11 protein-coding genes and 1 pseudogene are annotated in these 13,270 nt (G+C 73.0%); 5 read left to right on the plus strand and 7 right to left on the minus strand.

Translation table 11 applies throughout. The annotated features are described in order from the left end of the window. The first annotated feature begins 142 nt into the window (after positions 1-142). On the plus strand, positions 143-754 hold the full coding sequence (locus AB0J68_RS13490; RefSeq protein WP_363938533.1) for a DUF998 domain-containing protein: 612 nt from the start codon (positions 143-145) through the stop codon (positions 752-754). Here AB0J68_RS13490 and AB0J68_RS13495 read toward each other — a convergent pair. Beyond that, positions 732-2,135, minus strand: coding sequence for an NAD(P)H-quinone dehydrogenase (locus AB0J68_RS13495; RefSeq protein WP_354853992.1), 1,404 nt, complete (start codon positions 2,133-2,135; stop codon positions 732-734). The genes AB0J68_RS13490 and AB0J68_RS13495 overlap by 23 nt on opposite strands. 106 nt (positions 2,136-2,241) lie before the next feature. On the opposite strand from AB0J68_RS13495, the gene AB0J68_RS13500 reads away from it, so the two are divergent. Next, complete coding sequence (locus AB0J68_RS13500) at positions 2,242-2,697, plus strand: gamma-glutamylcyclotransferase (RefSeq protein ID WP_354853990.1); 456 nt, start codon at positions 2,242-2,244, stop codon at positions 2,695-2,697. 72 nt (positions 2,698-2,769) lie between these two features. On the opposite strand, the gene AB0J68_RS13505 is transcribed toward AB0J68_RS13500, so the two are convergent. The 4 genes from AB0J68_RS13505 to AB0J68_RS13520 form a co-directional block, all read right to left on the minus strand. After that, entirely contained in the window at positions 2,770-3,729 is a 960-nt protein-coding gene (locus AB0J68_RS13505) for a GNAT family N-acetyltransferase (RefSeq protein ID WP_363938536.1), read from the minus strand. 58 nt (positions 3,730-3,787) lie between these two features. After that, complete coding sequence (locus AB0J68_RS13510) at positions 3,788-4,525, minus strand: hypothetical protein (RefSeq protein ID WP_354853984.1); 738 nt, start codon at positions 4,523-4,525, stop codon at positions 3,788-3,790. A 98-nt stretch (positions 4,526-4,623) separates the two neighbouring features. After that, on the minus strand, positions 4,624-5,601 hold the full coding sequence (locus AB0J68_RS13515) for a hypothetical protein (protein ID WP_363938539.1): 978 nt from the start codon (positions 5,599-5,601) through the stop codon (positions 4,624-4,626). A 3-nt stretch (positions 5,602-5,604) separates the two neighbouring features. Beyond that, on the minus strand, positions 5,605-6,237 hold the full coding sequence (locus AB0J68_RS13520; protein WP_355062890.1) for an MBL fold metallo-hydrolase: 633 nt from the start codon (positions 6,235-6,237) through the stop codon (positions 5,605-5,607). 93 nt (positions 6,238-6,330) lie between these two features. Here AB0J68_RS13520 and AB0J68_RS13525 point away from each other — a divergent pair, with 93 nt between their 5' ends. Next, positions 6,331-7,299, plus strand: a complete 969-nt coding sequence (locus AB0J68_RS13525) for a DUF4349 domain-containing protein (protein WP_363938544.1) — start codon at positions 6,331-6,333, stop codon at positions 7,297-7,299. Here the strand turns inward: AB0J68_RS13525 and AB0J68_RS13530 are convergent. Together AB0J68_RS13530 and AB0J68_RS13535 are read right to left on the minus strand one after the other, a co-directional pair. Then, positions 7,256-8,515, minus strand: coding sequence for an amidohydrolase (locus AB0J68_RS13530; RefSeq protein ID WP_354853975.1), 1,260 nt, complete (start codon positions 8,513-8,515; stop codon positions 7,256-7,258). The two genes, AB0J68_RS13525 and AB0J68_RS13530, sit on opposite strands and share 44 nt — an antisense overlap. A 472-nt stretch (positions 8,516-8,987) precedes the next feature. Continuing rightward, a complete protein-coding gene (locus AB0J68_RS13535; protein WP_354853972.1) occupies positions 8,988-10,571 on the minus strand; it encodes a methylmalonyl-CoA mutase family protein in 1,584 nt (527 codons plus the stop codon). Between the two features lie 206 nt (positions 10,572-10,777). Here AB0J68_RS13535 and AB0J68_RS13540 point away from each other — a divergent pair, with 206 nt between their 5' ends. Together AB0J68_RS13540 and AB0J68_RS13545 are read left to right on the plus strand one after the other, a co-directional pair. Next, complete coding sequence (locus AB0J68_RS13540; protein WP_363938542.1) at positions 10,778-12,844, plus strand: serine/threonine-protein kinase; 2,067 nt, start codon at positions 10,778-10,780, stop codon at positions 12,842-12,844. Between the two features lie 47 nt (positions 12,845-12,891). Continuing rightward, positions 12,892-13,270 (plus strand): annotated as a pseudogene (locus AB0J68_RS13545) (phospho-sugar mutase); the annotation flags it as partial.

Consider the following 13,270-nt stretch of genomic DNA (forward strand, 5'->3'; position numbering starts at 1 on the left):
CAGTTTCCGTTCGGCGCGAACGGAAACTGTCCAAGATCTCGTGAGGACCGACCGCGTGGGGTGCCTCTAGGGGTGGGGTTTGGGGGCCAAGTCAGTGACGGTCCCGGATTTGGCTGGGGTGTTCGCGGCGACAGGCTGAGGCATGCCTGGAACCCGGAACACCGGTGTGGCGGCCCTCAGCGGGATCGCCGTGGCGGCGCTGCTCACCGTCATCGGTCATCTGGAAGTCAACGACGACCTCAACCCGTGGGCGTTGACCATCAGCGACTTCGCGGTCTCCGACCGGGGCGGCGTCATCGACGTCGCCATGGTCGTGCTGGCGCTCGCCACCGTGGCAGTGATGTACGGGCTGCGCCGCACCGGCCCGCCGCCCGGTCGAGCGGTCGAGCTGCTACTCGGCGCCTGGGTGGCGGGGCTGCTGCTGGCCGCCGTGGTGCCGACGAACGAGCCGGGCACCGCCATGACCACCGCCGCCTACCTCCACCGGTACGCGTCGGTGGTCGCCTTCCTGGCGCTGCCGGTCGGCGGCTGGCTGCTGGCCCGCCGGCCCGACCTGGACGCCGCCGCCCGGACGCTGCGCGCCCTGACCCTGCTCAGCCTGACCCTGGCGGCGGCGATGGTCTGGTCCGCCTACCCCGGTGACCGCGTGCTGATCGGCCTGGCCGAACGCCTGCTCATCGTCACCGAGGTCGCCGTCCTCGGCACCGTCGCCGTGATCCAGACCCGGCGAATCACTCCAGCTCGTGGAGCATGAGCTGGCGGGCTGCCTCGGTGATCGAGCCGGACAGGCTCGGGTAGATGGTGATCGTCTGCGCCAACTCGTTGACCGTCAGGTTGTTCTCCACGGCCATGGTGATCGGCAGGATCAGCTCGCTGGCCTTCGGGGCGACCACCACGCCGCCCACCACCTGGCCGCTCGCCGGCCGGCAGAACAGCTTCACGAAGCCGTCGGAGAGGTCGTCCATCTTGGCCCGCGCGTTGCCGGACAGCGGCAGCATCACCTGCCGGGCCGGCACCTTGCCCGCGTCCACCTCGTCCTGAGAGACGCCCACGGTGGCCAGCTCCGGGTCGGTGAAGACGTTCGCCGCGACGGTCCGCAACCGCAGCGGACGGACGGCCTCGCCGAGGGCGTGCCACATCGCGATCCGGCCCTGCATGGCGGCCACGCTCGCCAGCAGCAGCACGCCGGTGCAGTCACCCGCCGCGTAGATGCCGGGCACGTTCGTCCGGGAGACCCGGTCGACCGTGACGTAGCCGCCCCGGCCCAGCTCCACGCCGTACTCGGCCAGGCCCAGGTTCGCGGTGTTGGGGATCGAGCCGACCGCGATCAGCGCGTGCGAGCCGGTGACCTTGCGACCGTCGGACAGCTCCACCTCCACCCCGTCGGCGGTACGCCGGACCGCGTCGGCGCGGGAGTTGTTGAGGATGTTCATGCCCCGGTTGCGGAACACCCGCTCGATGGCCGACGCCGCGTCGGCGTCCTCGTGCGGCATCACCCGGTCCCGGCTGGAGACCAGGGTGACCTCGACCCCCATCGCCAGGTACGCGCTGGCGAACTCGGCGCCGGTCACGCCGGAGCCGACCACGATCAGGTGCTCGGGCAGCTCCGGCAGGTCGTACACCTGACGCCAGGTCAGGATGCGCTCGCCGTCGGGCACGGCGGTGGGCAACTGGCGGGGTGTCGAGCCGGTGGCCACCAGCACGGTGGACGCGGCGATCGAGTACTCCTCGCCCCCGTCGGCGGGGGTGACGACGACCCGGTGGGTGTGCCCGAGGGCATCCTCGCCCAGTCGGGCGGTGCCGGCCACGAAGGTGACCCCGGCCTTGAGCAGCTTGGCGTGGATGTCGGCGGACTGCGCCAGCGCCAGACGCTTGACCCGGTCGTGCACGGCCTGCGCGTCGACGGTGACCGCCTCCAGGCCGTCCGAGTGCACCCCGAACTCCTCGGTGTCCCGGTAACCGGTGACCACCTGAGAGCTGGCGATGAACGTCTTCGACGGTACGCAGTCGGAGAGCACGCAGGCCCCGCCCGCGCCGTCGGCCTCGACCACGGTGACATCGGCGTCCAGTTGGGCGGCGACCAACGCCGCCTCGTACCCGGCCGGCCCACCGCCGATGATCACGATCCGGCTCACAGCGTTCGCCCTTCGTTGATGCTCACAGTGACTTTCTTTTCCCGAACGCGTCCGACACGCACGGTCGTATTCTCCCCCACCGGCCCGCCGGGCTATCGTCATCGCCGTGCGTCATCACGCCGCCTACGGCTCAAACCTCGACCCGGCCCGGATGCGGGCCTACTGCCCGCACTCGCCCATGGTGGGCACCGGCTGGCTGGAGGGGTGGCGGCTGACCTTCGCCGGAGCGGACGTGATCGGCTGGGAGGGCGCGGTGAGCACCGTCGTCGAGTCCCCCGGCGACCGGGTGTTCGTGGCGATCTACGACATCCACCCGTACGACGCCGCCCAGCTCGACGAGATCGAGGGGGTGACCGCCGGCACGTACCGCAAGCTGCACGTGCGGATCTCGACCCTCGACGGCGACGTGACCGCGTGGGTCTACGTGTTCGACGGGTACGAGGGCGGATTGCCGACCTCCTGGTACCTGTCCGAGATCGCGAACGCCGCCGAGAAGGCGGGTGCGCCGGACGACTACGTCACCGAGCTGCGGTCCCGTCCCACCGCCACCGCGTCCCCGTAGCGCGTATCCCACGCCCCCAGTCTGCAACCGTCGCCGACCCGAGTGCCCGTCGGGCCCGGCCGGCGTCGTCAATCACACACCGGCGGCGGGGACGACCCGTTCGTACATGTCGGTCCACAGGGTTTCCCGCAGGCCCACCGACTCGTACAGCGACAGCGGGGTGGTCGGGTTGGTGAGGTCCACTCCCAGACCGGCCGACTCCCGCCCCTTCTGGGCGTAGCGGGCGAACGCGCGGCGCAACAGCGCCGCACCCACACCCCGCCGACGGTACGCGGGCAGCACCGACAAACGCTTCACCCAGCCCTGCTGCTGGTCGAGCGCCTGGTCGGAGGACTGCAACGCGCCGGCGAGCACCCCGTCGACCTCGGCGACGAACCACTCGTCCCAGGCGGTCGCGTCACCGATCCGGGCCCGCCACCGCTCGTACGACAGCGGCTCGTGATCCGGGGTGTCGCCGAACGCGACGTCGTGGATCCGGTGGAACTCCCGCAGCTCGGCCTCGTCGTCCGGGCGGACCGGCCGCACCGTGACCCCGGGCGGCGGCGACGGCTCGGTCGGCAGGTCGGCCAGCGGGCGGCGCATCCGGACGTACCGCTTGGCCACGGTGAACCCGGCGGCGCGCAGGTCCCGGGCCCAGTCGCGTTCCGGGGCGAACACCGCGCACCGGACGGTGAGCGTCGGCAGTCGCCGCTCCGCGGCGCGCTCGGCGACCCGGTCGAGCTGCCGGGCCAGCAGTGGCGCGCGGAGGGTGGCGGCCCGCTCCGGGTCGACGTAGACCTCTACGAACTCCCGGCCGACCCCGGTCGGGTTGTCCACCGTCGCCCAGGCGACCACGGTGCCGTCCGGGTCGAGCGCCAGCCAGGAGTCCCGGGTCGGGTCGAAGCTGGGGGCCGTCAGCGACTGCTCGACGTCCTCGGCGTCGAAGTCGGGGTGGCCGATGGCGAAGGTGTCGGCCGCGTGCACCACCGCGAGGATCGCCGGCACGTCGTCGAGGGTGGGGCGGCGTGTGGTCCAGCCAGCGGGAAGAGTCACGGCAGAACATCCTGGCAGCTGCCGGCCGACGACGCCGCCCATTTTCGCTCCGGGATGCTCAGCCGGCGAGGCCGGCGCGGGTGCGGTGCAGCAGCTCCACCAGCTCGGCGCCGTCGGCGGGGCCGAGCGCCGCGAACGCCGGTGCGGCCAGCCGGTTGGTCACCGCCTCCGCCCAGAGCCGCCGACGCACCAACGGCCCGACCGGCGGGTACGGCGGCGGCCAACCGCACGCCACCGCGCCGGCCTCCCCCTCCGGCCCGGCCAGCACCGCCTCCAGCGGGGTCATGCCGGCGGCGCGCACCGCCAGCAGGTAGGCGCCGGTGAAGTGTTCCCGCAGCAGTCGCAGCCCGGCGGCGCTGCGGGCGCCCGGGGAGAGATCCGGCAGCGGCATGGCCCGCCACGCGGCGAAGAGCGGCATGCCGCTGGCGTCCGCGGCGGCCACCGCCCGCTCGACGAGGCCGGCCAGGCGCTCGGCCTCCGGCAGCACTGCCAGCTGCTGCGTCCCCCACCGGCAGCACTCGACGAGACTCGCGGCGGCCACCTCGGCCGGCCTCAGGACCCGCGCGGCGGCGTCCCAGCCGTCGGCGACGGCGTCCGGTGCGACGAAGCCGATGGCCGCGGCGGCCGTCTCCGCCCGTACGTCACCGAGTGCGCCGGCCCGACCGGTGATGTAGAAGGCCCAGCCGGAGATGCCGAGCTGCCGGGCCCGGCGCAGCGTGCTCGGGCACCTGCTGAACCCGTCGCCGAGATCGAGGATGACGGGTTTGCTGGCGGCGGCGATCTGCTCCGGCGTCATCGAGGCGCCGCCTGCGGGGGTCGCGGCACGGCGGCGGCGCTCCGGTCGGGGACGGCCGGCCCCGGACGGCCCGCCCGCTCGTCGTCGTCCATCGATGGTCAGTCTGCCGCGCCACCGCCCGCGTCCGCATCCCCCTCTTCGGCCGCCAGTGCCTCGACGGCGGCCTCGACCTCGCCCGAGCGCCGCCGGGCCACCGTCACCGCCCGCTCGGCCGCCCGCCGGACCAGCTTGGCCCGGCTGAGGTCCTGCTCGGCGACCGCCCGCCGTCGCTCCAGCTCGGCCAGCTCGGTCTCGATCCCGTCGAGTACGGCGGCGCCGTCGCGCTCCTGCCCGGTCGCCTCGGTCAACTCGTCATCGGCCCGCTGCTGGTCGGCCCGGGCGCGGTCCAACTCGCGGTCCAATGCCCGGCGGCGTCGGGCTCGCTCGGCCCGAGCCGCCCGCTGCGCCGCACGCTCGGCCTGCGCGGCCCGCTCCCCGGCCCGGTCGGGAGCCGGCTCGCGGCCCTCGCGCTGGGCGCCCGGCCGGCGGGCAGGGCGCTGGGCCTCCGGCTCCTCCTCGTCGCCGGTGACCAGCCTCAGCTGCGGCCGGGGCACCTCACCGAAGCCGGCGTAGCTGGCCGAGCGGAGCAGGCGCCCGGTCCGGACCTGCTCGGCGACCTCGGCGTCGGAGAGCGCCGCGTTCAGGGTCGCCTCCACCTCGGCCAGTGGCAGTCGGCCGACCGGAGGGGCCTCCGGCTCCGCCGCGGCGAGCTTGCGGACCTCGGCGACCAGGGCCCCGACCACCGCCCGGCGTTGGGCGGACAGCTCCCGCAGTCGGGGCCCGCGCAGCTCCCGCTGGGCGGCGCGCAGGGCGTCGGCGAGGTGGACCAGGTCGGCGACCAGCTCGGGACGTCGGATGGCGAGCAGGTTCACCAGCCAGGCGGCGACCGTGGGGCGACGCAGCCGGGCCAGCTCCCGGGCGGTGGTCGGGTCGCCGGCCCGGCGGGCCTCGGCCACCGCGGCGTCCCGGGCGGCCACGAACCGGTCCGGTGGAGTGCGGTAGAGCTGCTGCACCAGCTCCGCGGAGGGGCCCGGCATCGGTCAGACGTCCACCCGGCTACCGGGCTCCAGGCGCTGGTAGTCGGTGCCGGACAGCGCGGCGTACTGCCGGTCGAGCACGGCCAGCCCGTTGTCGTTGAGCAACGCGTCGTGCAGGGCGTACGCGCGCCGCGGCGCGACCGCGCGGATGAAGTCGACCACCTCGGAGAACTTCGACCAGGGGGCGTGGATCGGCGCGAACAGCGTGTCGACGGGCGTCTCGTCGGGCACCACCAGGGAGTCTCCCGGGTGGTAGACCACGTCATTGATCAGGTAGCCGAGGTTGTCCACCACCGGGATGTCGGGGTGGATCACGGCGTGCCGCCCGCCGTACGCGCGGATGGCGACCCCGGCGGCGGTGAACGACTCACCGGGGCTGACCGGGCGCAACGCCTCGGCCGCGTCGCCCAGGGCCTCGGCGAGCGAGGCGGGGCCGTGGATCGCGAACGGCTGCCGGTCCAGTTGCAGGCGCAGCGCGGCGAGGTCGAGGTGGTCGGGGTGTTGGTGGGTGATCAGCACCGCGTCCACACCGTCCAACGCCGTCGCGGGGTCGCTGAACACCCCGGGGTCGACGACGAGCACTCCCCCGTCGTGTTCCACCCGGAGGCAGGAGTGGGCGTACTTGGTGAGCCGCATCGTGACTCCTCGGCTGTCGAATCGTGATGTCCTCAGCGCAGTCTGCCGGAACCAGCCGGCGGGCGCGTCGCGTCCGAGCTATCGCCACTGAAGCTGACGACGATGGGAGCGGGGATGGACGGACGGACAGGACGACGCCGCGGCGCACTACTGGTGGCGGGCACACTTGCGGCGGCGCTGGCCCTGGCGGGATGCGGTGCCGGCGACAGCGGCTCGGCGGACTCGGCGGACTCGGCGGCCGAGGCGCCGGCCGCGGCGGGCGGGGCGGCCGACAGGGGCAGCGACGCGGACGCGGCGGGGGCGGCCGGCGCCGGCGCCGGTGCTCCGGACCTGCGGGTCGACCAGCGGGCGATCATCTACACCGGATCGATGCGGGTGCAGGTCGCCAATGTGGACGACGCTGCCCGTGAGGTCAGCGCCGTGGTCACCCGGGCCGGTGGTTTCATCGGCGGCGACCAGCGGCGCAGCGCCGAGGCCGACGCCGTGGCGGAGTTGCAGCTGCGAGTTCCGGCGGCGAAGTTCGCCGGGGTCGTGGAGGAGGTCGCGAAGCTCGGCCGGCAGCAGAGCCGGGAGATCAACACCCAGGACGTCACCGAGGAGACCGTCGACCTGGAGGCCCGGATCATCACTCAGCGGGCGCGCGTGGACAGCGCACGGCGGCTGCTCGCCCGCGCCAACTCGATCGCCGACCTGGTGTCGTTGGAGAACGAGTTGGGTCGCCGGGAGGCGGACCTGGCCTCGCTGGAGGCCAAGAAGCGGCGGCTGGCCGACCTGACCGCGTTGTCCACGATCGAGGTGTCACTGGCCGGGCCGGCGGCGAAGACCAGCGAGGAGAAGGCCGAGACCGGCTTCCTGGTCGGGCTCAAGGGGGGCTGGGAGGCGTTCGTCTCCTCGATGACGATCCTGCTCACCGTCCTGGGCGCGCTGCTGCCGTGGCTGGTGGCGTTCGGCGTACCGCTGGCGGTCCTGCTGCTGGTGCTGAGCCGGCGACGGAGGACGCCAGCGCTCGTCGCTGGGGTCAGCGCGCCGCCGCCAGTGCCCGCAGCGCGGTCTGCACCATGACGCGTACGCCGGCCGGGATGGCCCGCTCGTCCACGTCGAAGGACGCGCGGTGCAGGTCGACGTTGGGCCCGGTACGACCCACACCGAGGCGGGCGAGAGCGCCGGGGACGTACTCCAGATACCAGGAGAAGTCCTCGCCGCCCATGCTCTGGGGCGTCTCGGCGATCCCCTCCGGCCCGAGCGCGGCGCCGGTGGCGGCGGTCAGCACCTGGATCGCCCGGGAGTCGTTGCTCACCGGCGGCCGGCCGCGCAGGTACTCCAGGTCGACGGTGGCGCCGGTCGGAGCGATCACGTCCCGCACCACCTGAGCCACGATCTTGGGAGCCTGCTCCCAGGTGTCGCGGTCCATGACGCGCAGCGTGCCCGAGGCGGACGCCTCGGAGGGGATGACGTTGTAACGGGTGCCGGCCGAGGCGTGGCCGAACACCAGCAGCAGCCCGCTGTTGGCCGGCACCCGGCGGCTGACCAGGGCCGGCACCTCGGTGATCAGCCGGCCGAGGGCGTCGACCAGGTCGACGGTCAGGTGCGGGCGCGCGGTGTGCCCACCCGGCCCGGAGAGCCGGACGGTGACGTTGTCGGCGGCCGCCGTGATCGGGCCGACCCGCAGGCCGACCTGGCCCACCGGCAGGTTCGGGTCGCAGTGCAGCGCGAAGATCTGCACGACGTCGTCCAGGCCGCCGGCCTCGATGACCTCCAGCGAACCGCAGGGCAGGATCTCCTCGGCCGGCTGGAAGATGAGCCGGACCCGGCCGTCCAGCTCGCCGAGATCGGCGAGCTGAGCCAGCAGCATGCCGACGCCGAGCAGGATCGAGGTGTGCACGTCGTGGCCGCAGGCGTGGCAGACGCCCTCGACGGTGGAGCGGTACGGCACGTCCTTGGGGTCGTCGAGCGGCAGGGCGTCGATGTCGGCGCGCAGCGCGATGATCGGGCCGTCGGGACGGCCGTTGACGTCGCAGATCACGCCGTTGCCCTTGGGCAGCAGCCGAGGGTGCAGGCCGGCCAGGGAGAGCTCCCGGGCGATGAGGGCCGCCGTCTCGAACTCCGTACCGGACAACTCGGGGTGCGAGTGGAGGTGACGGCGCGTGGCGATGAGCCCCGGTACCCGAAGGGCGAGGAGATGGTCCAGGTCGCGGGGCAGGGGCTGGGACCCGGGCGGAGTCTCCGGCCAGGACGACGCCAGCTGGCCGCCCGTGGGCAGCGTCAACGCACTCGTCACGTCGAATTCTCGATCACTAGAGATGGATGGATCATCGGGGACAGCAGACAGCCTAGACCTCCGGCGGTGACGCTGCGCAACCTCGTTACGGTGATGATCGGACCGCGTAGCGTCACGTATGCCCTGCTGAGGGCGCACGTCAAGGTGCGGGACCGCAGGTAGATCGCGTTCGAACGCCGTCATCTGCCCCCTCACCTCCTACAACGCGTAACCAGACCGGGCGGCCACGAATCGCGCTACGGCCCCTGGACCCGCTCTGCGAATTGTCGCATTAGTCGGGGTGATGAACTGACACTCCGACAATAAGACGACCACGCTCCGCAACGGGCCGGACAAGGACGCTCACATACGTCCGCCCATCCCGACCGCACACCGTGTGCGTTGCGGCACGCATCCCGTCGGCGTACCCCCGAAGCCGGGCGGACACACCCGGGGGCGTCTCGGTCAGAACCGGTCGGTCAGAACCGGTCGGTCAGAACCGGTCGGTGGGGCGGTACAGCCCCCACACCTCGCGCAGCGTCCCGCAGACCTCGCCCACCGTGGCCCGGGCCCGCAGCGCCTCCTTCATCGGGTACAGCACGTTGTCCGAGCCCTCGGCGGCGGCCCGCAGCTCGGCGAGGGCACGCGTCACCGCGTCGGCGTCCCGCTCGGCGCGCAGCCGGGCCAACTTCTCGGCCTGCGCGGCCTCGATCGTCGGGTCGACCCGCAGCGGCTCGTACGGCTCCTCCTCGTCGATCGTGAACCGGTTGAGCCCCACCACCACCCGCTCGCTGGAGTCGATCTCCTGGGCGATCCGGTACGCGGACTGCTCGATCTCCCGCTTCTGGAACCCGGCCTCGATCGCGTCGACGGCCGAGCCGTGGTCGGCCACCCGCTCCATCAGCTCCACGGCGGCGGCCTCGAGCTCGGCGGTCATCGCCTCCACCACGTACGAGCCGGCGAACGGGTCGACGGTGGCGGTCAGGTCCGTCTCGTACGCCAGCACCTGCTGGGTGCGCAGCGCGAGCCGGGCGGCCTTCTCGGTGGGCAGCGCGATCGCCTCGTCGAAGCTGTTGGTGTGCAGCGACTGGGTGCCGCCGAGCACCGCGGCCAGGCCCTGCACCGCGACGCGGACCAGGTTCACCTCCGGCTGCTGGGCGGTGAGCTGCACACCGGCGGTCTGGGTGTGGAAGCGCAGCATCATCGACTTCGGATCCTTGGCGCCGAAGTCGTCACGCATCAGCCGGGCCCAGATCCGCCGGGCGGCGCGGAACTTCGCCACCTCCTCCAGCAGCGTCGTACGGGCCACGAAGAAGAACGACAGCCGGGGCGCGAAGTCGTCCACCGCGAGCCCGGCGGCCAGCGCGGCCCGGACGTACTCCATGCCGTTGGCCAGCGTGAACGCGATCTCCTGCGCGGGCGTCGCGCCGGCCTCGGCCATGTGGTAGCCGGAGATGGAGATCGTGTTCCACTTCGGCACCTCCTTGCGGCAGTACGCGAAGGTGTCGGCCACCAGGCGCAGCGACGGCTTCGGCGGGAAGATGTACGTCCCGCGGGCGATGTACTCCTTGAGGATGTCGTTCTGGATGGTGCCGTTGAGCGCCGAGCCCGGCACCCCGTTCTCCTCGGCGACGATTTGGTAGAGCAGCAGCAGCACCGAGCCGGGAGCGTTGATCGTCATCGAGGTGGACACCTTGTCCAGTGGGATGTCGGCGAAGAGCAGCCGCATGTCCTCGATGGAGTCGATGGCCACCCCGACCTTGCCGACCTCGCCGTGCGCGATCGGGTCGTCGGAGTCGTACCCCATCTGGGTCGGCAGGTCGAAGGCGACCGAGAGACCCATGGTGCCGGCCCGCAACAACTGGTGGTAACGAGCGTTGGACTCGGTGGCGGTGCCGAAGCCGGCGTACTGGCGCATGGTCCACGGGCGGGAGGTGTACATCGTGGGGTAGACCCCTCGGGTGTACGGGAACTCGCCCGGGCCGCCCAGCCGGGAGTCCAGGTCCTCCGGAAGGTCGGCCGCCGTGTAGACGCCCTTGATCGGGAAACCGGACTCGCTTGACCGCCGTTCGCTCATCCCCGGATGGTAGGACGCGCCGGCTCATGGTCGGGTGAGGGATACCGCACAGTGCGTCCCGACACCTCGACGGGAGGTGAACGGTTGGGCACGATCTGTGGACTTCGGTAAACGTCCGCCGCGTCGGCTTTCGCATCGGGCGTCGGAACCAGCAAGATAGGGGGGTTGTGTCCCAGCCCCCCTCGATTTCCCCCGGTGGCTTTTCTGTGACTCAGATCCCGACGTGGAGCGGCGGACAGGTAAGTCCCGCCAGCGGACGAGCAGCGCCCGGCACCACCATCGGTGGCCGGTACTCGCTGCGGTCCGCGGTGGGCAACGGCGGCATGGGCACGGTGTGGCGTGCCACAGACACCCTGCTGCGCCGCGACGTGGCGGTGAAGGAGGTCGTCCTTCCCCCGGGCCTGGCGCCCAGCGACCGCGACGCCATGTACGAGCGGACGCTGCGCGAGGCCCGCGCCGCCGCCGCCATCCAGCACCCCGCCGTGGTGCAGGTGTACGACGTGGTCACCGAGGCCGGTCGGCCCTGGATCGTCATGGAGCTGCTGGACGCCCGCAGCCTCGCCGACATGGTCATCGAGGACGGTCCGGTCGCGCCCCGCGCGGTCGCCAAGATCGGCATCGCGCTGCTCGGCGCGCTGGAGGTCGCGCACGCCATCGGCGTGCTGCACCGCGACGTCAAGCCGGCCAACGTGCTGATCTGCTCCGACGGGCGCTGCGTGCTGACCGACTTCGGTGTCGCCCGGATGCCCACCGACGTGCAGCTCACCACCCCCGGCATGGTGCTCGGCTCACCGCACTTCATCTCGCCCGAGCGGGCCATGGGCCAGGAGTTCGGCCCGCCGAGCGACCTCTTCTCGCTGGGTGTGACGCTCTACACGGCCGTCGAGGGGCGTCCGCCGTTCGACAAGGGCGACCCGATCGAGACCATGCACGCCGTCGTCGAGGACCCCCCGGCCCCGCCGCAGCGCAGCGGCGCCCTGACCCGGGTGCTGATGGGTCTGCTGGAGAAGGACCCGGCCCGCCGGCTGGACGTGCACACCTCCCGGGCCATGCTCCGCGAGCTGCTCGCCGGCCCGCTGGGCAGCACCGCCACCGCCGTGCACTCGGTCACCGACCCGTACGCCGTGGTGCCCGTGCAGCAGCGCCCAGCCCCCGTCCACCAGCCGGCCCAGCCGGAGCCGAAGCCGGAGGACCAGATCGGCGGCCGGGCCATGCTGGCCCCGGGCGAGTCGCTGACCAACCGGCTGGCCGCGCTGCGGCGGGGCGAACGCCCGCAGCCGGCCAGCGCAGCCGCCACCGCTGCCGCCGCGCTGGACGAGACCAGCGCCGACGCGCTCGCCGGTCCGCTGCACACGCCCACCGGTGCGATGCCCACCCCGGGCCGTCCCGCCGCCGGGCGCACCTACGGCGGCAGCGCGGACGCCACCCAGCGGGTGGACGCCGGCGCGCACCCCGACGCCACCCAGCGGGTCACCTACGGCAGCCGGCCCGACGCCACGCAGCCGGTCGGCTACGGCACGCCCGACGCCACCCAGCGGATCGGCGGCAGCACCTACGGCGGCGGCAACCAGTGGTCGGTGCCGGGCACCGGCCAGCCCTGGACGACGCCGTCCACCGCTTCCGGCGGCGGCGCCCTGGACAAGGTCCGCGCCACCGGGGGCCAGCTCGTCACCACAGTGAAGGGCTGGCCGCGCAAGGTGCAGCTCGCCGCGGCCGGCGGCCTGGCCGTGGTGCTGCTGATCAGCATCGTGGCGCTCTCCAGCGGCGACGACCCCGCCCCGAGCGCCCCGCAGGCGCAGCCCACCCCGTCCGCGCCCGCAGCCTCGGGCGTCGAGATGCAGGAGCACACGGCCCGCGGCATCCAGGTCATGGTGCCCAAGGGCTGGAAGAAGGCCACCGGCGGCTCGTACACCGACTACATCGACCCGGAGGACAGCGGCCGCAAGGTGCGCATCATCACCGAGAAGTGGTCCAGCAGCTCCACCCGGTGGGCCGAGACGGCCGAGAACGGCCTGAAGACCCGGAGCACCTCCTGCGTGAAGCCGTACGCGCAGGTCGCGTCGACGGAGACCAAGCTGGCCGACAAGCCGGCCGCCGAATTCGAGTACACCTGCGGCACGGGCGACGCCATGCGGCACGGCATCTGGCGCGGCGTGGCGCAGGACGGCAAGGCGTACTCGTTCTACCTCACCGCGAACGACGCCAAGTTCGCCGAGAGCAAGCCGATCTTCGACGAGATGGTGCGCACGTTCCAGCTCACCGGCGACGGCTGAGCCGAGGGAACCGACAGCGGTGATCCGCCGCCGTGCTATCAAGGGGCATGGCGGCGGACACCACTGACATCGACGACATTCGCGAGCAAGCACGGCGCTGGTTGGCCGATGACCCCGACCCGGCGAGCCGGGACGAGCTGACGGCGGTGCTCGACGGGCTGCCGTCGAGCGCCCCGGAGCTGGCCGACCGGTTCGCCGGTCCCCTGACCTTCGGCACCGCCGGCCTGCGCGGCCCGCTGCGCGCCGGCCCGAACGGCATGAACCTCGCCGTGGTCACCCAGGCCGCCGCCGGGCTGGTCGGCTGGCTCGCCGCCCAGGGCGGCACCGGCCCCCTGGTGATCGGGTGCGACGCCCGGCACGGCTCCCGCCAGTTCGCCGAGCGCACCGCCCAGGTGGCCACCAGCGCCGGCCGAACGGCGCTGCTGC

Source organism: Micromonospora sp. NPDC049580, from assembly GCF_040675595.1.
GTDB lineage: Bacteria > Actinomycetota > Actinomycetes > Mycobacteriales > Micromonosporaceae > Micromonospora.